Genomic DNA, 19,448 nt, shown 5'->3' on the forward strand with positions numbered 1-19,448 from the left:
CCCTACCCGAGATACCCGCATGACGGCGATCTGCGCCCGCTGGAACCGCGACGGCGCGGACGCTTCCGAGACTGGCCGGATTTTCGCACCGGCCGCGCGGCGATACGGGCGCGCGCAGTGGCATGAATGGAGCGACGGCGCCGCTTTCCTCGGCAAATGCCTCTATCCGCTGATGCCGCAAGACCGTCTGGCGGACCCGCTGGAGGACACTAAGCCTGCAGGTTCATCTCGCTGGATCATTGCCGCCGACGTCCGACTGACGGAACGCGAAGACCTTGCCCGGCAGCTTTCGCTCGATGCCGGCGGCCTGTCCGACAGCGCGCTGGTCGCCGCTGCGCTGGAACGGTGGGACGAGGCGGCGTTCGAGCGCATTTACGGCGTCTTCGCAGTCATCGCATGGGACCGGCACGGCAGGCGCCTGATCATGGCACGCGATGCGCTGGGCGAGCGGCCGTTGTTCTACCATGTGGAAGGCGCGCTCTGCTCCGCCGCATCGATGCCCGACATCCTGCTGGCCGACCCGCAGGTGCCCCGGGCACCCGATCCCGGCCAGTACCGCCAGTTCCTGAGAATGAACACATTCGGCCCGGGATGCTCGGCACTCCAGGCCATCCGTGTCGTCAGGCCCGGTCACATCGTCACGGTCGGCACCGCAGGCGTCGAGGAAAAACTCTGGTGGAAACCCGACCTCACGCCGCTGCAATTGCCGGAGCAGGCCGACTATGAAGCCGCGCTCGGCTCGGCGCTGGAAGCGGCAGTGGCGGCCTGCCTGCACCGCACGGCGGGGAAGTTGGGGACGCACCTCAGTTCCGGGTTCGACAGCACCGCCATAGCGACGACGGCGGCCCGGTTGCTTGCCGCACAGGGCGACAGCATCACCGCGTTTGTCGCCGCGCCCCGTTCCGGCCCGGGGCGCACGATGGCGCCGCGCCACATCGCCGACGAATCGCTGCTGGCGGCTCGAACCGCCGCGATGCACTCGAACATGGACCTGGTTCGGCACGTGCCGCGTAGCGGGCCGCTGGCAGCGCTGCATCGGACGCGCGGCCTCTATCCCACGCCCATCGCGAACTTGTGCAATCTGCCCTGGTTCGAGGAGATCAACGACCTTGCCCGCGATCACGGGGTAAGCGTCCTGCTGCACGGACTTCAGGGCAATACGTCGATCAGCGAATCCGGCGTCTGGGCCTTGCGCGAACTCGCCCGGCAGCGGCGGTTCGGCACCTGGCTGAAGATCGCTCGAGGCCTCGTGCGCGGCGGCTGGATGCGCTGGCGCGGGGTGCTGTTCAACACCATCGAGGATCGCCTTCCCGATCGGCTCTGGCGCTGGACCATGGGCGCGTCCGGCCAGACCGTGGAGGATGAACGCGCGATGTCGCTGCTTTCGCCCGGGGCATACACGCAGACTGCCGATGCCCACCGCCAGGCCGCCATCGCTGCCGGAGAACCCGAGCCCGACCTCGACGAGCACGGCCGGGAACGCGGGGTCACCTCGCTAGACTTCCGGCTCGGCGCCCTGCGGACGAACGGGGATGGCGACATGTACAAGGCGATGCTCGCGCAATGGGGGCTCGACCTGCGCGATCCGACGGCGGACCGGCGCCTCGTCGAACTCTCGCTGCGCATCCCGGTCGAGCGACTGATCTGGAACGGCGAACCGCGCGCGATCCTGCGCCGCATCCTGGCCGACCGCGCTCCGCCGGAAGTGCTGGATAACCGGCAGCGCGGCTACCAGAGCGCCGACTGGGCGCAATCGATCTGCGAGGACCGGCAAGCCTTCATCGAGGAGATGGAGCGGCTGGAACTCTACGAGCCGACCGCGGACTTCCTCGACACCGCCCGCATCCGCCGTCTCATCGACACCCTGCCCGCCGCAGATTCCCCCGAATGGGACAGCGATGAGGCCGAGAACAGCTATCGCCTGGCCTGCCTGCGCACGATTTCGGCGGCAAGCCACATGCGGCACATCGCAAGGAGCAACCTGTGACGCCGGACGCCCGACAAGTCCCCGCAAGCACCGTCCCGATCGATACCCTGCTGGCTTCGGTCCACGGCAATCCCGTTGCCATGATCAACTGCGCGCGTACTCTGCTGATGGCGAGCGGCGACGTGGCACACGCCCGCGCGGTTTGCCATGAGGCGCTCGCGATTGCCCCCGGCCACCCAGAGGCGCTCGCCCTGGCCCGCCCGATCCTGTCGGACGGGATCGGCGCCTGGTATTTCACGATGGTCCTCGATGCCCGTCGCCATGCGCTCTATGCCAAGGCACTCGGCCGGGTCCTTCGCAGCGGCGGCGTGGTGCTCGACATCGGCGCGGGAACGGGGCTTTTCGCGATGCTGGCCGTCCGGGCAGGGGCAACCCGGGTGATCGCCTGCGAGCGCGATCCGCAAGTCGCGCGGGCCGCCGAGCAAGCCATTGCGTGCAACGGCTTCGCGGATCGCATTACCGTCCTTCCGATCGATTCGCGCGAACTTCGGATCGGACGCGACCTGCCCGAACCGGCCGACGTACTGCTGTGGGACAATCTGGCCAACAATTTCCTGGGGGCCGGATGCGCGGCAACCCTGGCGGATGCAAAGGCGCGGCTGGTCAGGCCGGGGGCTCCGGTGTTGCCGGAACGGGCCGAACTCTTCGCCGCCCCGGTCACCGACCTGGGAGCGGCCGAGCACCGGATGGGCGTGGTCGAGGGTATCGACATGAGCGCCTTCAACATCTTGCGCTGCAGTGATTTCACCATTGCGCGCGGCAAGTTCGAACTGCGCGGCGCTCCTGTCACGCTGTTCGACTTCGATGCAGCGGGCGGGCGCATCCACCCCGGCCGCGCCAGCGCAGAAGTCTCGCTGAAGCGGGGCCGGGTCGACGGGATCGCCCAGTGGCTGCGCTTCCACCTCGGCGAGGGACTGGTCTATGATACGCTGGACGAAGACGTGCGCGCCTTCGGCGCCCAGTTCCACGTCACCGAATGCTTCGAGGCGGACGAGGGCATGAGCGTGCACCTCCATGGCGCCCACGATACCCTCGACACCTGGTTCTGGCTGGAGCGGTGAACCGGGAAGACCTCTCCGCGCTGCGCATCAAGTTCGGCCGGTTCGACTGGGAAGAGCGCCGCTGCCTGGCCGAGGCGATGCTGCTCCTTGTACTGGCGGCGGTGGCGTTGCGCATCCTGCCGCTGAGGCTCTTGGGGCGAATCGCGGCGGCAGGACCTTTCGGCGCATCACCGCCAACGCCCGAGCGTAGCGAAGTGCTGACGTGGATGGTCGGCTGGGCCATCGACCGTGCCGCCAAGCGCAGCCCGCTGAGGGCATTGTGCTTCGAACAAGGGATGGCCGCACAGATCATGCTGCGCCGGCGCGGGATCGATTCCACGCTGCTGTACGGTATCACTGCCATGCCCGGATCATCGCGCTCCATCCGTGCCCACGTCTGGATCGAGACCACGCAGTTCCCGGTCATTGGCGCACCGGAACCCGGCGTCTTCGCCCTCCTCGCGACATGGCCCCGGGGACGGCGCGCGATCTGGGCGGACTGCGCGGCGTGACCGTGCGGTCACTCTTGCGGGCAGAATTCACATTCCTGCTGCGTGCCACCACCTGGCCGCACGATGCGGCAGCGATCGCAGCCATTCGCGCGGCGGCGAAGGACGTCACGGATCCGGACCTGCTGATGGCGCTGAGCCGCCGCCATCATGTGACCGGCCTCGTCGCGCGGGCAGTCGGTCACTGCGACCGCTTCGCCGGTTCGCGCCTGCGCCGGGACTTGCAGGCAGAAGCAATGGCGCTGGCGGAGGAGCAGTTCCGGCAACTCATGCAGACGCATCATGCCGTCGCTGCCCTGCGTGATCAGGGCATTTCCGTAGCCGTGCTCAAGGGCGTTCCCGCCGCGCTGGCCGTCTACGGCGAGGTAGGCGTAAGGCGCAGCGTGGACATCGATCTTCTCGTCGGACGCGATCATGTCGATCGGGCGCGCGGCGTGCTGGAGCGGATCGGCTACGCTCGCAGCGCTCCGCCGCCTGGTGCCACCGCGCACGAACTGCAAGGCAGCAGGCGCTACGGCAAGGACTGGGGCTTCGATCACTTCCACAGCGACACCGGCATCGAACTGCACTGGCGGCTGTTCCAGAACCCGCGCCTGCTCGGCTGCGTGGATGCCGGGGATGCGCAGGCGCGCACGGTGGCCCCCGGGTTGAGCCTCCCGGTCCTGCCGCCGCACGTCACCGCACTCTACCTTGTCCTGCACGGTGCCGAGCACGCCTGGTCCCGGCTGAAGTGGCTGGCCGACCTTGCCGCGCTGCTGCGACAGGACACGCACATGCCCGGCCGCATCGCGGCGGCCGCAGCCGCACAGGGCCTCGCGCAACCGGCGATGGCGGCGCTGCTGTTGTCTCGTGAACTGTACGGGACGCCCATGCCGGAGGAAACGGCGATGCCGGGATGGCGGGCACGTGCACTTCACGCCGTCGCCCGCGCCAGCCTGCTGGGTGCACAGGATGGCGCTGAATTGGAGGATTGCGCAACGGCAACGACGAGGAAGAACCTCAGCCACTACCTGTTCAGCCGTGATCCGCGCTTCTGGTGGCACGAACTTGCCTACGATCTTTTCCATGACGCTGCCGGACGCGGTTTGCGGCACATCGCACAGCGGATGCTCAATGTCCTGCGGCTGCCCGCTGCTGCGAAAGTCTCCCCCCGTTAAAGCGGTTTCCGATCCGACTGCATCGGAGAAACCGCTCTAAGTCATTCATTTACCGCATTTTCCGAGTCATCAGATGTTTCCATCTGATTGGAAAATGCTCTAAACGCGATTTTCAGGATTGGGCGCTAGCGAATAGTCATGAGCTTTCCCGCAGTGACACCGCAGCATCTGGTAATCGCGGCAAGGGCCGCCGCGCCCCTGTGCCTCGGAGGCCTTGCCTGGGCGGTGTTATGGATGGCCTGCACGCCGACCGTCGCCGCTGCGGGGTTCCTTCTGGGCGCGTCGGTCCTGCTCATGGGAGCGCCGCGGATCCGAGCCGGGGACCTGGTCGGTGCACTCCTGGTGTTCATGACCGTGCTGGAATGCGTCCATGCAGGAGCTTCGGGAATCCTCGACGGCGCGCGTTGGCAGGCCTGCGTGGCGGCGGCTGGCACCACGGTTCTCTTGCTCAAAATCCAGCATTTGCGCGGGCTTGCCCGGCAGGATGCTTATGTTCCTCTGCGCCATCTGGAGCGCCGGAATGCCCTGTTCGGACGTACCGCGCCCGGTCGCCGCGCAGCCTGAATTACACTGGCAAAGCCGGAGAACCGGCCGAAAATCGCTTGATATTGCAACTTGCTAGCATTAGCGCAATTTCGCGAGAGGGAAGCGAAAGCCCGCAATGCCAACCGGCACGTGCTTTCTCCAGGGGGGAGCGCCGTTTCGCGTGCCCCGCATAGGGGACAAGGCCGAAGTGACGCGCAGAATTCTGTTCCAGATCCATTGGCTGCTGGGCATAACCGCAGGCCTCGTGCTGGCCGCGATGGGCCTGACCGGGGCCGCGATGAGCTTCGAAAACGAGATCATGCGCGTGCTGAGCCCCGGCATCGTCACGCTAAAACCCGGCAACGCACCGCCGCTCTCGCCAGATGCGGTAATTGCGCGCGCCTCCGCCCTGCACGAGGGCCTGAGGGTGGAGCGGCTCACCGTCGAAGCCGATCCGACGCGCGCATGGCAGGTGCAGTTCGAAGCCGGTGCGGACAAGCGGCGCGGCGAGCGCAGCTACGTCGATCCGCGCGACGGCCGCCTGCTCGGCGAACCGGTCGGCGCCGGGTTCTTCCAGACCGTGCAGGACCTCCACCGCTGGCTGGCACTTCCCGGCGGACCGAAGGGCTGGGGCCGCCAGATCACCGGCTTTTCCACGATCGGACTGATCTTCTTCGCCTTGTCCGGCCTCTACTTGCGCTGGCCCCGCCGCGCGCTCGACTGGCGCGCGTGGCTGGTGCTCGACTGGCGCAAGAGCGGGCGCAACCTCTACCGCGAACTGCATGTGGTGATCGGCAGCTGGGTCGCGCTCGTCTACCTGCTCAGCGCGTTCACCGGGCTATGGTGGTCCTACGAGTGGTATCGCCAAGGCGCGATGGTCGTGCTCACCGGCTCGGCGAAGGGCGAGGCCGAGGGCGGGCCGAAGAAGGACAAGGGCGCGCCGCGGCCTCCCGTCCTCCTCGCCCCGGCCTGGAAGACGGTGGAGCGCGAGACCGCCGGCCGCTTCGATTCGGTCTCCGTGACGCTGCCCGAAGCGGGCAAGAAGGCTACTTTCCGCGTGCTGCTGGCCGGCGCGCGGCATGACCGCATGACCGACAACCTCACCATCGACCTCGCCAGCGGCCGTCTGCTCAAGGCGGATCGCTATGCCGACAGGGTACTCGGCAAAGTCGTCGCGACGAGCATGTTCGAAATCCATCGCGGCGCCATCTTCGGGCTCCCCGGCCGCATCGTGATCTTCGTGACCAGCCTTGCCATGCCGCTTTTCGCGGTCACCGGGCTGCTGCTCTACATCGCGCGGCGCCGCCGCAAGCGCGCTCTCGCGCAAGTCCAGGGACTGCCCGCCGGCGGCGCAGCCAACACGGACATGCTGATCGCCTTCGCCAGCCAGACCGGCGGCGCCGAGCGACTGGCGCGGCAGACGGCAGCGGTCCTCGGCGGCGCCAAGGTCCTGCCGCTGTCTTCGGTGGACGGCACGGTGCTGGCGGAAACGCGGCGCGCGCTCTTCGTCGTCAGCACCTATGGCGAAGGCGAACCGCCTGACCGCGTCCGCCGTTTCGCACGCGAAACGATGGCCTTGCCGCCTGCGGCGAAGGACCTCGACTACGCCGTTCTCGCTTTGGGAGACCGCGAATATCCGCAGTTCTGCGCCTTCGGGCACGAGGTCGATCGCTGGCTCCACACAGGCGGCGGGCGGCGACTGTTCGATACCATCGAGGTCGATGGCGAGGACATCGATGCCGAGCGCCAGTGGCAGCAGCAACTGACCGCGCTGGGCGCCGATCCGATGGCGGCGGAATTCGCTCCCGCGCGCTACGGGCGCTGGCGTCTGGCCGGGCGAGAACTGCTCAATCCGGGCAGTCCGGGCGGTCCGGCGTTCCTGATCGCGCTCGAACCGCTCGACGGGGAAACGCTCGACTGGCAGGCCGGAGACATCGCCGAAATACGCCCCGCCAACGACCCGGCGGCGGTTTGCGCCCTGCTGGACAGAACGGCACTCAACGGCACCTACGAGGTACATAACCGCAGCCTTACCGCACACATCGCCGAATCCGTATTGCCCGAAACCCTCGCAGGCACGCCCGAAGAGATAGTCGCTGGACTGCGCCCGCTTCCTCACCGCGAATACTCGATCGCCTCGACCCCGACCGACGGATGCATCGAACTGATCGTCCGGCAGGTCCGGCGCGAGGACGGCAACCTCGGCCTCGGTTCGGGCTGGCTGACCGCGCATGCGCTGCTGGGGACGGAGATCGCGCTGCGGCTCCATGCCAACCCCGGCTTCCGCGTGTCCGAAGAGCAGCGCCAGCTGATCCTCATCGGCAACGGCACTGGCCTCGCGGGCCTGCGCGGCCACCTGCGGCAGGCGGCGGCGGCCGGAAGCGCCGGTCACTGGCTGTTGCTGGGCGAGCGTTCGCGGGAGCACGATGCCTTCCTCGACGCCGAACTGCGAGGCTGGCTGACGGACGGCACGCTGGCGCGGCTGGAGCGCACCTGGTCGCGCGATCCCGATTGCGGCCGCTACGTGCAGGAGGTGATCCCGCAAGTCGCCGACGCCCTGCGCGAAGCGGTAGGGGACGGGGCCACGATCCTCGTCTGCGGCAGCCTGCTGGGCATGGCGCCCGCCGTCGATGCGGCGTTGCGGGCCGTGCTCGGCGATGCGCTGCTGGAGGAGATGGCCGAGGGCGGCCGCTATCTGCGGGACATCTACTGAGCGTCAGTGGAAGTCGCGCGAGCGCGGCAGGATGCGCACGTTGCGCGGGTGGCCGCGTGTCGCATGCCCCGAAGTCGGGCGGTTCGGATCGTAGACCGGATGGCGCACCGCGTCGCCCGGCATCGGCTCGGGCTTGAGCGCGGGCGGAGCCGAGAGGCGGGACAGCGCCTCGCTGGCGTCGGTCACGCAGGTGACCATCAGGTGGACGACGCCTTCCTTGCTGTGCTGCACTTCACCGTCGATCACCATCAGCCGCGCGGCCATCACCGCGCGGCGCTGCTTCTCGAACTCGCGCGCCCACAGCAGCGCGTTGACCACGCCGGTCTCGTCCTCGATCGTGATGAAGATCGCGTTGCCCTTGCCCGGCCGCTGGCGGATGAGCACCACCCCCGCGACGCGCACCTTCCGGCCGTCCTTCGCGGCATTGACCCCGGCGCAGGTCAGCGCGCCCTGCCCTTCGAAATGCGCGCGCAGGAACTGCATCGGGTGGCCCTTCAGCGATAGCCGCTGGGTCTGGTAGTCGGCCACGACTTCCTCGGACGGCGCCATCGCCGGGAGCGCGGCGTCGGGTTCCTTCGCCAGTTCGGGTGCATCGAGCGCGGCGAACAGCGGCAGCTGCACCGCCGGAACCCGCCGCGCCTCCCACCCTGCCTGCCGCCGACTCTGCCCCAGCGAGCCAAGCGCATCGGCATCCGCCAGCAGCCGCAAGGCGCGCGAAGGCAGGTTCGCCCGGCGCGCGGCATCTTCGAGGCTGGCGATGGGGGCAACCTTGCGGGCCTTCTCCAGCGCCTCGGCCCAGTTCTCCTTGAACCCGCCGATCTGCCTGAGGCCAAGGCGCAGGATACGTTCGCCTTCCAGCGTGTTGTCCCAGCAGCTTGCGGCGATGTCGATGGGCCGCACCTCCACCCCGTGCTGGCGCGCATCGGCGACCAGCTGCGCGGGCGCATAGAAACCCATCGGCTGGCTGTTGAGCAACGCGCAGGTGAACACCGCCGGATAGTGGCACTTCAGCCATGACGAGACATAGGCCAGCAGCCCGAACGCCTGCGCATGGCTTTCGGGAAAGCCGTATTCGCCGAAACCCTCGATCTGCTTGAAGCAGCCTTCCGCGAAATCCTGCGGGTAGCCGCGCCGAACCATACCGTTGACGAACTTCTCCTGATGCTGGTGGATCGTACCGTTGCGTCGGAACGTGGCCATCGAGCGGCGCAGGCGGTCGGCCTCTGCAGGCGTGAACTTCGCCGCGACGATCGCAAGGCGCATCGCCTGTTCCTGAAACAGCGGTACGCCCATGGTCTTGTGGAGCAGATCCTCCATCTCTCCCGGTGGCCCCGGAAAGACCACCTCCTCCTCCCCCGTGCGCCGCCGCAGATAGGGATGGACCATGCCGCCCTGAATCGGCCCCGGCCGCACGATGGCGACCTGAATGACGAGATCGTAGAGGATGCGCGGCTTCATGCGCGGCAACATCGCGATCTGCGCGCGGCTCTCGACCTGAAAGGTGCCGATGCTGTCGCCGGTGCACAGCATGTCGTAGGTCGGCTTGTCGCCCTGCGGGACGGTGGCCAGTTCCAGATCGCGCAAACCGTGATCGCGCAGGAGGTCGAAGCTCTTGCGGATCGCCGTCAGCATGCCGAGCGCCAGAATGTCGACTTTCATCAGGCCGAGCGATTCCAGATCGTTCTTGTCCCACTCGATAAACGTGCGGTCCTCCATCGCCGCATTGTGGATCGGCACCAGTTCGTCGAGCCGCCCTTCGCTCAGCACGAAGCCGCCGACGTGCTGCGACAGGTGGCGCGGATAGTTGAGCAGCCGCCCGACCATGTCGCGCAAGCGCTCCACCTGCGGATTACCGGGGTCGAAGCCCGCCTCGGTCAGCCGCGTTTCGGGAAGTTCGTCGCCGCCCCAACTGCCCCAGACGGTGCCCGAAAGCCGCGCGGTGACGTCCTCGCTCATGCCCAGCACCTTGCCGACTTCGCGGATGGCGCTGCGCTGGCGGTAGCAGATCGTGGTCGCGGCGATCCCGGCGCGCTCGCGGCCGTAGCGACGGTAGATGTACTGCATCACTTCCTCGCGGCGGGAATGCTCGAAATCGACGTCGATGTCGGGCGGCTCGTCGCGCTCGGTGGAAAGGAAGCGCGTGAACAGCAGCTTTTCCTGCACCGGGTCGATCGGGGTCACGCCGAGGAAATAGCAGACCAGCGAGTTGGCCGCGCTGCCGCGTCCCTGACACAGGATCGGTTTCTCCAGACCGCGCGCGTACTGCACGATGTCGTGGACGGTGAGGAAGTAGTACGCGATCTTCTGTTCGCGGATCAGACCGAATTCCTCGTCCAGCGTCTCCTGGTACTTGGGCGGCAGGCCATCGGGGAACCACTTGCGCGAACCCTCCATGACGAGATGTTCCAGCCACGGCTGCGGCTCCCAGCCTTCGGGGACAGGTTCGTGGGGGTATTCGTACTTGAGATCGTCGAGGGTGAATTTCACGCAGGCCATGAGGTCCTGCGTCGCCGTCAGCGCCTCGGGGCAGGCGCGGAAGAGGCGGGCCATCTCGGCAGGAGGCTTGAGGTGCCGCTCGGCATTGGCGGCGAGGCGGCGGCCGGCGGTCTGGACGGTCAGTCCCTCGCGGATGCAGGTGAGGACGTCCTGCATCGGGCGGTCCTCCGGCGTCGCGTAGAGCACGTCGTTGGTGGCGATCAGCGGCACGCCCGCGCGGGCGGCCAACGCCATGCGCTGCGCCAACACTCGCGCATCGCGGCCCGCGCGCGGCATCGTGGCGGCGAGCCATAGCTTCGGCGTCAAACCGCGCAGGGTGGCGAGCAGCGCTTCGTCCGCGTCCCCATCTCCCGGCATCACGATCAGCGCCAGATCCTGCGCGTGCTCGGCAAGGTCGCTCAGATGCAGCTCGCACTCGCCCTTCTTCGCCTTGCGGTTGCCCACGGTGAGCAGGCGCGTCAGGCGGCCCCAGCCGTGGCGGGTCATCGGGTAGGCGACGACGTCGGGCGTGCCGTCGGCGAAGACCAGCCGCGCGCCGACCAGCAGGCGCAGCCCGCTTTTCGCCCGGCCCATCTCCTTCCATGCGCGATGGGCGCGGACCACGCCCGCCACCGTATTGCGGTCGGCGATGCCGATGCCGGCCATGCCCATCGCCAGCGCGCGCGCGACCATCTCCTCCCCCGGCGAGGCGCCGCGCAGGAAGCTGAAGTTGGTTGCGGTGACCAGTTCGGCGAAGTTCACGGGAACAGGCCGTGGAGATACCAGCGCGGGTCGGGTTTCTCGCTGAACAGGCCGTGGCGGAAGATCCAGTAGCGGCGGCCCGCGCCGTCCTCGATGCGGTAGTAGTCGCGCGTTTCCCCCGCACCTCCCGGCATGTGGCCGCCGCGTTTCAGCCACCATTCCGCGCCGATCCGCTCCGGTCCCTCGGCCAGCGTGACGTCGTGGAGGCGGCCCTTCCAGCGGAAGCGCTGGGGCGGGCTGTCGGGGACACCGGCGATCACCTCGACCGGTTGCGGCGGGTCGAGCAGCAGCAGCGGGCGGGGCGGCATGTCTTCGGGCTCCGGCCATGCGGCACCGCGCAGGCGCAGCGCAGGAACCAGCGCCTGCGCCTTCTCGGGCAAGTGGCGGTCACGCGGGATCAGGCGGCGCACGCTGTCCTCGCCCAGCCGCACGCTGAGCTGGTCCACCAGCGCCGAAACATTATCGGCGTTTTCTTCCTTGCCGCTCTCAAGCAGGATCTGGCGCGAGGGCAAGTGATCGGCGTGGAGCACCGCCAGGGTGATCGCATCGAAGCCGAAGCCGGGGTCGAGCGGGTCGGAAAGCGTGTCGATCCGCTCGCGCAGCAGGCGCATGACGGCGGCGGGATCGCGCACCGCAAGGCCCGTCTCCACCACCAGCCGCCGCCGCTGGTTGTCGCTGCGGTGGAGCGTGACCGCCCAGCGCCGCCCGCCCAGCTGGCGCTGCTCCATCGTGCGCCCGGCCTGCGCGAGCATGTCCTCGACCACCTCCAGCGCATCGTCGGTGCGGCCCAGCGGTTCGGGAAAGCGCGTCTCCAGCCGGATCGGCTCGGTCAGGCGGACGGGGATGACCGGGCTGCCGGTCTCTCCCAGAATGGCGCGCAGGCGGCTGACCGCAAGCTCCCCGAAGCGCGCCGCCAGCCCCGCCATCGGCCGCGCGGCAAGGTCGCCCAGCGTCTCGAGGCCCGCACGGCGCAGGCCGGAGAGCGCGCCCTCGTCCAGTTCCAACGCGGCGACCGGGAGGGTGCGCACGTCAGCCCCTCCACCGAAACGCACAAGCGCGCGGGCGGCGGCGGAATGGGGCGCGAGGGCGTGGCGGGTAGTCGGACCGACCTCCTTCACCACGCGGCGCACCAGCGCCTCCTCCCCGCCGAACAGGTGCGCGCAGCCGGTGACGTCGAGCAGCAGACCATCGGGGGCATCGAGCGCGACGAGCGGGGTGAAGGCGATCATCGCCCCCGCCAGCTGCTCCAGCACCCGCGCGTCGGCGATGGGATCGTGCGGCGCGATGGCAAGGTCCGGGCTGCGCGCCCGCGCATCGGCGAGGGTCATGCCGGAAGACAGGCCCTGCCGCATCGCGGTCACGTCCACGGCAGCGAGGCGCAGCGCCTGTCCATCGCGCGCGACGAGGGCCTGCGGGGCGTCTGTGTCAGGCAGTACGCCGGAGCGGCGCGCGCGCTCGCACGGCAGAAAGGGGAACCACAGTGCCAGGTAGCGGCGGCCCGCGCTCTTCGGTGCTGGGCCGGGTATCGAGGGGGAGTTCGCGGAAACCACCATGGTCTTCATTCCATTCCAGCCGCCAGCGCTGCCCCGCCGGGCCGCCGCGTCTGCGTACGAGTTCGACGAGCAGCGTCGCGGCCCCCGGCGCGCGCATCTCCAGCGGGGTCGAGGGGGCGCTGGAAACCGTCCAGCGGGTATGTGCGGCGCTGGAGCGGGGCTCGGCATCGCCGCGCAGGATCACCACCGGGATGCGCGAGCCTTCCGCCGCAAGGATCAGGCGGCGACTGGCGACGAGGTCGTATTCGCGCATCGCCCCCCAGCTTTCCATCAGTACCGCCGCCGGACCGCTGCTGCGCGCCGCGTCCAGCCCCGCGCGCAGCAGGGCAGCATCATTACGGGCATCGACGATCACCAGCCGCGCCGGGTCCACGCCGAGCGCGCGCAGCCCCTCACCGCACGGCACGAGGCCCGCGCCCTTGCGGCGGGGGCGTAGCAGGAGGACGGGGCGCGCCTTCTCTGCGTCCACCATGCCGAAGGCGAAAGCCAGCGCCGAGGCCCAGTCCTCGGCCTCTGCATGGACCTCGTGCAGCTGCGCCCGGGCGAGGCGTGGGAGCGTGCCCGGGGGCGGATCTTCGATACAGGCGGGGGCCTGAGGGCGGGACATGGGACGGGCCTTACGAATCGGGAATTATGTTCTTCTTATGTTCCCATTCTGGAGGCAGGTCCACACCGCCGTTCGATCCCCGCCGGAAAGGCCGTAAGCACATCCCGTCATCCCCGCGAAGGTGGGGATGACGAGGATAGGTGGATAATCGCGCTAATTGGGGGTCAAGCGATTGCCGCGATTGCCTTCATTCTCAGCCCCGCGAACCGTTCCACCGTGTCTGCCGCCTCGCGCACCGGGCAACGCGTGCCGAAAGTCGGCGTGCCGTCAGCCAGCCACGCGATGCCGTCGATGGTGTAGGTCATGCGCTCGCGCTGCTGCTGGACGTAGTCCCCGTGCGCCGCGAAGGCGCGCTCGATCGCGGCAACGGGGTCGGCGTCGGGGGCGATCACCTCGCCGAAGTGCCACATCGCGTAGTCCTCGCTGTCCTGCCAGTCGACGCCCTTGGCATCGACGAACAGGCACGGGCGCGGGCGGACGAGGAATTCGTAGACCTGGCTGCTGACGTCGCCCACGTAGAGGTCCGCGCCCAGCGTATAGGTCATGTCGTTGCAGCGCGGCGAGCCGAGATCGACGGTGACCTGCCCCGGGATCGCCAGCGCCTCCCACGCGCGCCGCTTCGCCGCCGACCATCGCTTCGCCAGCCGCACGTGCGGCGCGACGACGAGGTTGTAGCGCCCGTCCGCCGCCACTGCCGCGATCAGCCCCCGCCCGAACGCCTCGATCGAGGAGAGCTTCTTCGAGAAGTGCGGGTTGTAGAGGATCGTCGGCCGCGCGTTGTCGAACAGCGGTGGCCGGGCCTGCGCATTATCGAGCACGGCGGCCAGCTTGACCGGGCCGGTGACGGTGCAGTCCTGCGCTCTCACGAAGCCCGCTTCGACGAGGCGATCGCGGTCCTTGCGGCCCGCCAGCATGACGTGATCGAACAGGCGGAAGCGCGGCTCGAAACCGACCGCGCGGTCGCCCGCTCCGTGGGGGATGTGAAGGATCGGCGGGCAATCCCCCGGCAGGCGCTTGAGCATGGTGGAGGTCCGCTCGGCGCAGAGGATCACCGCCGCATCGCGCAGCCGCTTCGCCCAGAGCGTAAGCCGCACGAACTTGTGCATCGAGGCCGGCAGCAGCGCAGTGACGGCGGGCAGGCGCATGACGACGATCTCGGGCGCCGCGCCCTGCCCTGCATAGGCCATGGCCGCCGCCACTTCGGCCTCGGCGGAAACGAACAGGCGTACCTGCCCCGGATGACGGCGGGCAAGCTCACAGGCGACCGGCACGATATGGCCGAACTGATGCGCGCCGCCGATGGCAAGCACGTGGATACGGGAATGGACGTTCCGGGAGGGCATTGCGCCTCGTTACAGCAGTGATGTGGAGCGACTCTGGAACATTCGTGCAGATTTGCCCATGTCCGTCCGAACGCGGCGATGGCCAGCGTCGGGGATAATCCCGGTCGCCGCAGGCAGATGCTTCTGGTCGAAAAAGGATACGAACAGCTGATCCCCCTCTTGCGAGGGGAGCCCGAGGGCCCTGATCAGTGCTGTTCGAATACTGCCTGGTGCGGTCGAGAAGACTCGAACTTCCACGGGCTTTCGCCCACAACGACCTCAACGTTGCGCGTCTACCAATTCCGCCACGACCGCTAAATCTTGGAGCTGGATTTGCATCCGCTCCGGGGCAGGAGCGCGCCACTAGCGCACGAATCCGGACCCGGCAAGTGAGTCTTGCAGATTATTTTCATCCAGCGTCATTTTCCTTCCTCCGGACCGAGAATGCGCCGCTTCATTCGGTGGATGGCCAGCCACACCCCCGCAAGCACCAGCGGCGCCAGCAGCGCGGTGCCTACATGGGCGTGAATCCTCAGGCCCAGTTCCTCCACGCCTTCCAGTACCTTGGCGATCAGGCCGAGCGCGTAGTAGCTCACCGCGACGACCGAGAGCCCCTCCACCAGCTGTTGCAGGCGCAACTGGCGCGAGGCGCTACGCTCCATCGAGGCGAGGAGCAGGCCGTTCTGGTTCTCGATTCGCGTCTCGATTCGCACCCTCAGCAGCGCCAGTGCCTGCGACGTGCGCTGCGACAGCTGCTCGGCCCGGCGGCGATGCGCGGCGCAGGTCCGCACGGCGGGCAGAAAGCGGCGCTGGGTGAAGTCCGCCAGCGAGACTTGCCCCGGGATCGCGGCGATGTTGAGTTCGGCCAGCCGCTCCTCGACGATGGTGGCGTAGGCGGCGGTCGCGCTCATGCGGAAATCGGAGGCGCTGGCCTGCGCCACCAGTTCCATCGAGAGGCGGGTCACGTCCTCCAGCAGATCATCGTCGGTGACTTCGGGGCGGGCGACGGCGCGGTTGGTTTCGCCCAGCATCGCCTCGATCCGGTCGAGCGCGCGCCAGCCCTCACGCGCAACAGGCAGGCCGAGCAGCGCGAGGTTGCGGTAGTTGCCCAACTCCTGCAGCCGCTGCACCGTGCGCGAGAGCGCACCGCCCCCGCCAATGGGCGCCATCCCGCACGCCGCCGCGAGAATCACCCCGAAGCCGTCCTCGCGCAGCCGGAAGTCCGACCAGATCCGCGCCTGCCGTTCTCCGGGCGCATCGCCGATGTAGCAGGTGACGAGGTCGTCCGCCGCGAAGCCGAGTTCGGGCAGCAGCGCCAGCGCCGCCGCCTCATCCTCGACCAGCTGCACGCGCGAGGCCCGGATGACCTTGCCCGGCAGGCTCCCCGCCCATGCCAGCGCATCGCTGAGAGCGGGCCGAATCGCCGCGCCGCCGGTCACGAACAGCGTCGTCGTGCTCGCCTCGCTGTGCCGCTCCCATGTGAAGGCGAGCCCCGGCGCGAGGGTCCCGGAAAGATGGCGAGGCCGACTGCACGGCTCTATCGGCCCGGCCGAAGGCAGCGCGCGCATCGCCGCCAGTTCCTCCTCGCGGTCGGCGGCATCGAGCACACGCACGAACTGCACGATCGAGGCCGGCGCGCGGACCAGAGGCCAGCGTCGCAAGTGCATCTCGCTCACTACCATGCGGCGCAGTTTGTGCTCGTTCAGCAAGTCCGCTCCCCCTTTTGCCCGGCGCCAGACTGCGCCTGCGGGGCGGAGGCGGACAAGTGACCCTTGGTACGATGCCGCTTGGTCGAATATCGGCCCGGTCCAAAGTCCAATATCGACCCGCCATGCCCCGTGCGAAAGCGACAGGCCACAGGACAGGCATAACGGGAGACATGACATGAACATCAGGCAGAAGCGCATGGGCCTCGCCGCTGCGGGAGCGCTGGCGCTGGTGGCCTGCTTCGGCGGACAGGCCGCGCTGACATCGACCGCAGAGGCCGCCCCCGCCGCTCCGGCCGCGCCGCCGGTCTCGTTCGCACGCTGCGCGGTATGCCACAACGTTGCCAAGGGCGCGCCCGACAAGCTCGGCCCGAACCTGTTCGGGACTTATGGCCATAAGATGGGCCAGGGGAAATTCGCTTTCTCGGACGCGGTGAAGAAGTCGGGCCTGACGCTCGACGACGCCACGCTCGACAAGTGGCTGGAGAATCCGCGCGCGCTGGTTCCCGGCAACCGCATGAGCTTCCCCGGCCTCAAAGACGCGGCGAAGCGCAAGGAAATCATCGACTACCTCAAGAAGCAGCGCTGAGTTTCACGACCGACTCTCAAGGAGGCCCGTCCGCCGCGACCCAGCGGCGGGCGGGTTTTCTTATCCCTTGTCCGTCATTGCGAGCGTAGCGAAGCAATTCAGGGCCGCGCTGAACCACCCTGGATTGCTTCGCTACGCTCGCAATGACGATGGTGGGTGACGATCAGCTCGGAGCCACCACCACCGGCTCCGCCCGTACCAGTGCGCGGCCTGCGGCGTGCCAGCCCTCGATCCCCTCGGCGAGCCAGTAGACGTGACGCACGCCGCCTTTCGCCAGACGCCGCGCGGCGTTCCAGCCCATCCAGCAATCGGTGCGGCAGAACAGCACGACCGGCAGGCGCGGACTCCCCCGGCGCGCCTCGGCGACCGCCTGCTCCAGCCCGCGCCAGAGCACCGGATCGACCGGACTGCGCCCCGTCTCCGGATGCCAGAGCGCGCCGGGCACTGTCTCGTGCGGCTGGCTGAGGCGCCACTGGCCGGTCGCGGGGTCACGGTGGCCGGACTCGACCGGAAGCACGTCGATGAACAGCGCTTCGTCCAGCCCGAGCGCGTCCTCCAACGCGATCCGGCGGGCGGGCGCGGGCAGCCGGTCCACCGGCGCGCGGTAGCGGGCGGTGCGGTAGCCATCGACGTCGAAATCGTCGGCAGCGCGCGCGACCGGGACGCAAACGGCCGCCAGAATCAGCCCTATCGCCAGCCTTCGTCCGATGCGTTTCATGGCTCCTCCCAAGGTCCAATATGACGCGGCCGAGGCCCGGCCTACATTGGCCCTTGGTATGATCCGCAAGAAGATCCTGCTGGCCCTCATCGCCATCCTCGCCGCGCCGGTCCCGGCCGCCTTCGCGCTGCCTGCCGACCCGCTGAAATCGCCGATGTGGGAGTATCACGCCGAGCGTCTGTTCGGCGGCGCCACGGTGCGCTTCGACCCTGCCGTGAAGGTCGAAATCCCCGAGATCGCCGAGAACCAGCGCGTCTTTCCCGTCACCGTCGATGCGCGCGCCTTGCCACAGGTGAAGCGCATCCTGATCTTCGCCGACCTCAACCCGATTCCTGTCGCGGTGGACTATGCCCCCCGCGCCGCCGCGCCGTTTCTGGCGACGCGCATCAAGCTCGACCAGCGCACCCCGGTGCGCGCGGCAGTGCTCACGACGGACGGGGTGTGGCACGTCTCGGGGAACTGGATCGATGCGGCGGGCGGCGGCTGCTCGGCCCCGCCGGTCAGCCGGGTCAAGGGCGACTGGGCCGACCACCTCGGCGAAATGCACGGTGCTGCATGGGTACTCAGCGGCACTCAAACGCGCCTCAGGGTGACGTTACGGCACCCGATGGACACCGGCCTCGTCGAGAACATCGCCGCCTACAACATCGAGCGGGTGACCGTGACCTCCTCGGCCGGAACCCCGCTCGCCGACCTCCAGGTCTTCGGAGCGGTGGCCGAAGACCCCGCCTTCACCTTCATCGTCGACGATACGAAGGGGCCGCTCACGGTCGCCGCGCGCGACAGTTCGGGGCTGGAGTTCGACGGCGTGGTCACCCCGCGCAGCGCGGCGCTGGCAGCCAGGTGAACCTCACCCGCCGCAGCCTGATCGGCGCTGCGCTGGCGCTGCCCGTCGCCGCCCGCGCAGAGACGTTCGCCGGGGCCTATGCCCCCAAGGCCGAGCCCGTCGCCGAGGGCGTGTGGATGGTGCGCGGCGCCGATGCGCCGATCCTGTTCGACAACGGCGGGATGATCGCCAACAGCGCCATCATCGCCACCGATGCGGGCGCGGTGCTGTTCGATCCGGGCGTCTCGCTGGAGCATGGCAAGGCGCTCGGCGCGCTGGCGCAGGCGGTGACGGGGAAGGCGGTGGGGCGGGTCTACGTCAGCCACCTGCATCCCGATCATGCGCTGGGGGCGGCGGCCTTCGATCCCACCATCGTCCACGCCCTGCCCGCCACCCGCGCCGATCTGGAGCGCGACGGCGAGGGGTTCTCCGATGCCATGTATCGCCTGCTGTCGGACTGGATGAAGGGCACCCATGTCGTCCTGCCGCTCGGCGACGTGGCGGAGGGGGAGGCCCTGTTCGGCGGGCGCAGGTTTCGGCTTTTCGCGATGCAGGGGCATTCGGCGGGCGATCTGGTGCTGCTCGACGAGGCGACGGGCACGCTGCTGGCGGGCGACCTCGTGTTCCACGACCGCGCGCCTTCGACCCCGCATGCGGATCTGGCGAAGTGGCGCGCGGCGCTCGATCGGCTGACGGCGGTGCAGCATGGGCTGCTGCTGCCGGGGCACGGGCCGCTGGACCGCGATGGTGGTGCGATTGTGCAGACGCGCGACTGGCTCGACTGGCTGGAGGCCACGCTAACGCAGGCAGTGGCCGACGGGTTCGACATGACCGAGGCGGGGGAACTGCCGATCCCCGCGCGGTTCGCCGGGCTGAAGGCGGCGCGCTACGAATTGCAGCGCAGCGTCTCGCATCTCTATCCGGGGCTTGAAGCGCGGTTGCTGCCGAGGTTGTAGGCT

15 protein-coding genes and 1 tRNA gene are annotated in these 19,448 nt (G+C 68.7%); 9 read left to right on the forward strand and 7 right to left on the reverse strand.

Going from position 1 to position 19,448, the window contains the following annotated elements:
• Nucleotides 1-19 precede the first annotated feature (19 nt).
• From LH128_RS17750 to LH128_RS17775, 6 genes are all read left to right on the forward strand, one after another.
• Nucleotides 20-1,987 carry an asparagine synthase-related protein gene (locus tag LH128_RS17750; RefSeq protein WP_008831051.1) on the forward strand — a complete coding sequence of 656 codons (1,968 nt, stop codon included), beginning with the start codon at nucleotides 20-22 and terminating at the stop codon, nucleotides 1,985-1,987.
• The gene (locus tag LH128_RS31470) at nucleotides 1,984-3,048 is read left to right on the forward strand and encodes a 50S ribosomal protein L11 methyltransferase (RefSeq protein ID WP_008831052.1); all 1,065 of its coding nucleotides are present in this window, start codon (nucleotides 1,984-1,986) and stop codon (nucleotides 3,046-3,048) included. The genes LH128_RS17750 and LH128_RS31470 overlap by 4 nt, the downstream gene beginning before the upstream one ends.
• Nucleotides 3,045-3,539: a lasso peptide biosynthesis B2 protein gene (locus LH128_RS31475; RefSeq protein WP_008831053.1), complete on the forward strand. Its 495-nt coding sequence runs from the start codon at nucleotides 3,045-3,047 to the stop codon at nucleotides 3,537-3,539. The genes LH128_RS31470 and LH128_RS31475 overlap by 4 nt, the downstream gene beginning before the upstream one ends.
• Nucleotides 3,494-4,693, forward strand: a complete 1,200-nt coding sequence (locus tag LH128_RS17765; protein WP_008831054.1) for a nucleotidyltransferase family protein — start codon at nucleotides 3,494-3,496, stop codon at nucleotides 4,691-4,693. The genes LH128_RS31475 and LH128_RS17765 overlap by 46 nt, the downstream gene beginning before the upstream one ends.
• A gap of 138 nt (nucleotides 4,694-4,831) precedes the next feature.
• Entirely contained in the window at nucleotides 4,832-5,257 is a 426-nt protein-coding gene (locus tag LH128_RS17770; protein WP_008831055.1) for a hypothetical protein, read from the forward strand.
• 142 nt (nucleotides 5,258-5,399) lie between these two features.
• Nucleotides 5,400-7,931, forward strand: a complete 2,532-nt coding sequence (locus LH128_RS17775) for a PepSY domain-containing protein (protein WP_008831056.1) — start codon at nucleotides 5,400-5,402, stop codon at nucleotides 7,929-7,931.
• A 3-nt stretch (nucleotides 7,932-7,934) separates the two neighbouring features.
• Here LH128_RS17775 and LH128_RS17780 read toward each other — a convergent pair whose 3' ends face one another.
• The 6 genes from LH128_RS17780 to LH128_RS17800 all read right to left on the reverse strand — a co-directional run bounded on the left by LH128_RS17780 (nucleotide 7,935) and on the right by LH128_RS17800 (nucleotide 16,359).
• Nucleotides 7,935-11,168 carry an error-prone DNA polymerase gene (locus LH128_RS17780; protein WP_008831057.1) on the reverse strand — a complete coding sequence of 1,078 codons (3,234 nt, stop codon included), beginning with the start codon at nucleotides 11,166-11,168 and terminating at the stop codon, nucleotides 7,935-7,937.
• On the reverse strand, nucleotides 11,165-12,694 hold the full coding sequence (locus LH128_RS34640) for a Y-family DNA polymerase (RefSeq protein ID WP_327195209.1): 1,530 nt from the start codon (nucleotides 12,692-12,694) through the stop codon (nucleotides 11,165-11,167). The genes LH128_RS17780 and LH128_RS34640 overlap by 4 nt, the downstream gene beginning before the upstream one ends.
• Entirely contained in the window at nucleotides 12,594-13,328 is a 735-nt protein-coding gene (locus LH128_RS33555; protein ID WP_008831059.1) for an ImuA family protein, read from the reverse strand. Before LH128_RS33555 ends, LH128_RS34640 begins: the two co-directional genes overlap by 101 nt.
• Nucleotides 13,329-13,492: 164 nt before the next feature.
• A complete protein-coding gene (locus tag LH128_RS17790) occupies nucleotides 13,493-14,671 on the reverse strand; it encodes a hypothetical protein (protein ID WP_008831060.1) in 1,179 nt (392 codons plus the stop codon).
• Nucleotides 14,672-14,878: 207 nt separating this feature from the next.
• Nucleotides 14,879-14,965, reverse strand: a tRNA-Leu gene (locus LH128_RS17795).
• Between the two features lie 104 nt (nucleotides 14,966-15,069).
• Nucleotides 15,070-16,359, reverse strand: a complete 1,290-nt coding sequence (locus LH128_RS17800; protein ID WP_008831061.1) for a DUF3422 family protein — start codon at nucleotides 16,357-16,359, stop codon at nucleotides 15,070-15,072.
• Between the two features lie 175 nt (nucleotides 16,360-16,534).
• On the opposite strand from LH128_RS17800, the gene LH128_RS17805 reads away from it, so the two are divergent.
• Nucleotides 16,535-16,945, forward strand: a complete 411-nt coding sequence (locus tag LH128_RS17805; protein ID WP_008831062.1) for a c-type cytochrome — start codon at nucleotides 16,535-16,537, stop codon at nucleotides 16,943-16,945.
• 163 nt (nucleotides 16,946-17,108) lie between these two features.
• Here LH128_RS17805 and LH128_RS17810 read toward each other — a convergent pair whose 3' ends face one another.
• Nucleotides 17,109-17,663, reverse strand: coding sequence for a rhodanese-like domain-containing protein (locus LH128_RS17810; RefSeq protein ID WP_008831063.1), 555 nt, complete (start codon nucleotides 17,661-17,663; stop codon nucleotides 17,109-17,111).
• Nucleotides 17,664-17,721: 58 nt separating this feature from the next.
• Here LH128_RS17810 and LH128_RS17815 point away from each other — a divergent pair, with 58 nt between their 5' ends.
• On the forward strand, nucleotides 17,722-18,510 hold the full coding sequence (locus LH128_RS17815) for a quinoprotein dehydrogenase-associated SoxYZ-like carrier (protein ID WP_008831064.1): 789 nt from the start codon (nucleotides 17,722-17,724) through the stop codon (nucleotides 18,508-18,510).
• Nucleotides 18,507-19,445, forward strand: coding sequence for a quinoprotein relay system zinc metallohydrolase 1 (locus LH128_RS17820; protein WP_008831065.1), 939 nt, complete (start codon nucleotides 18,507-18,509; stop codon nucleotides 19,443-19,445). Before LH128_RS17815 ends, LH128_RS17820 begins: the two co-directional genes overlap by 4 nt.
• The last annotated feature ends 3 nt before the right edge of the window (nucleotides 19,446-19,448 follow it).

Origin of the sequence: Sphingomonas sp. LH128 (assembly GCF_000293195.2) — a bacterium.
In the GTDB taxonomy this organism is placed as follows: Bacteria; Pseudomonadota; Alphaproteobacteria; order Sphingomonadales; family Sphingomonadaceae; genus Novosphingobium; species Novosphingobium resinovorum_A.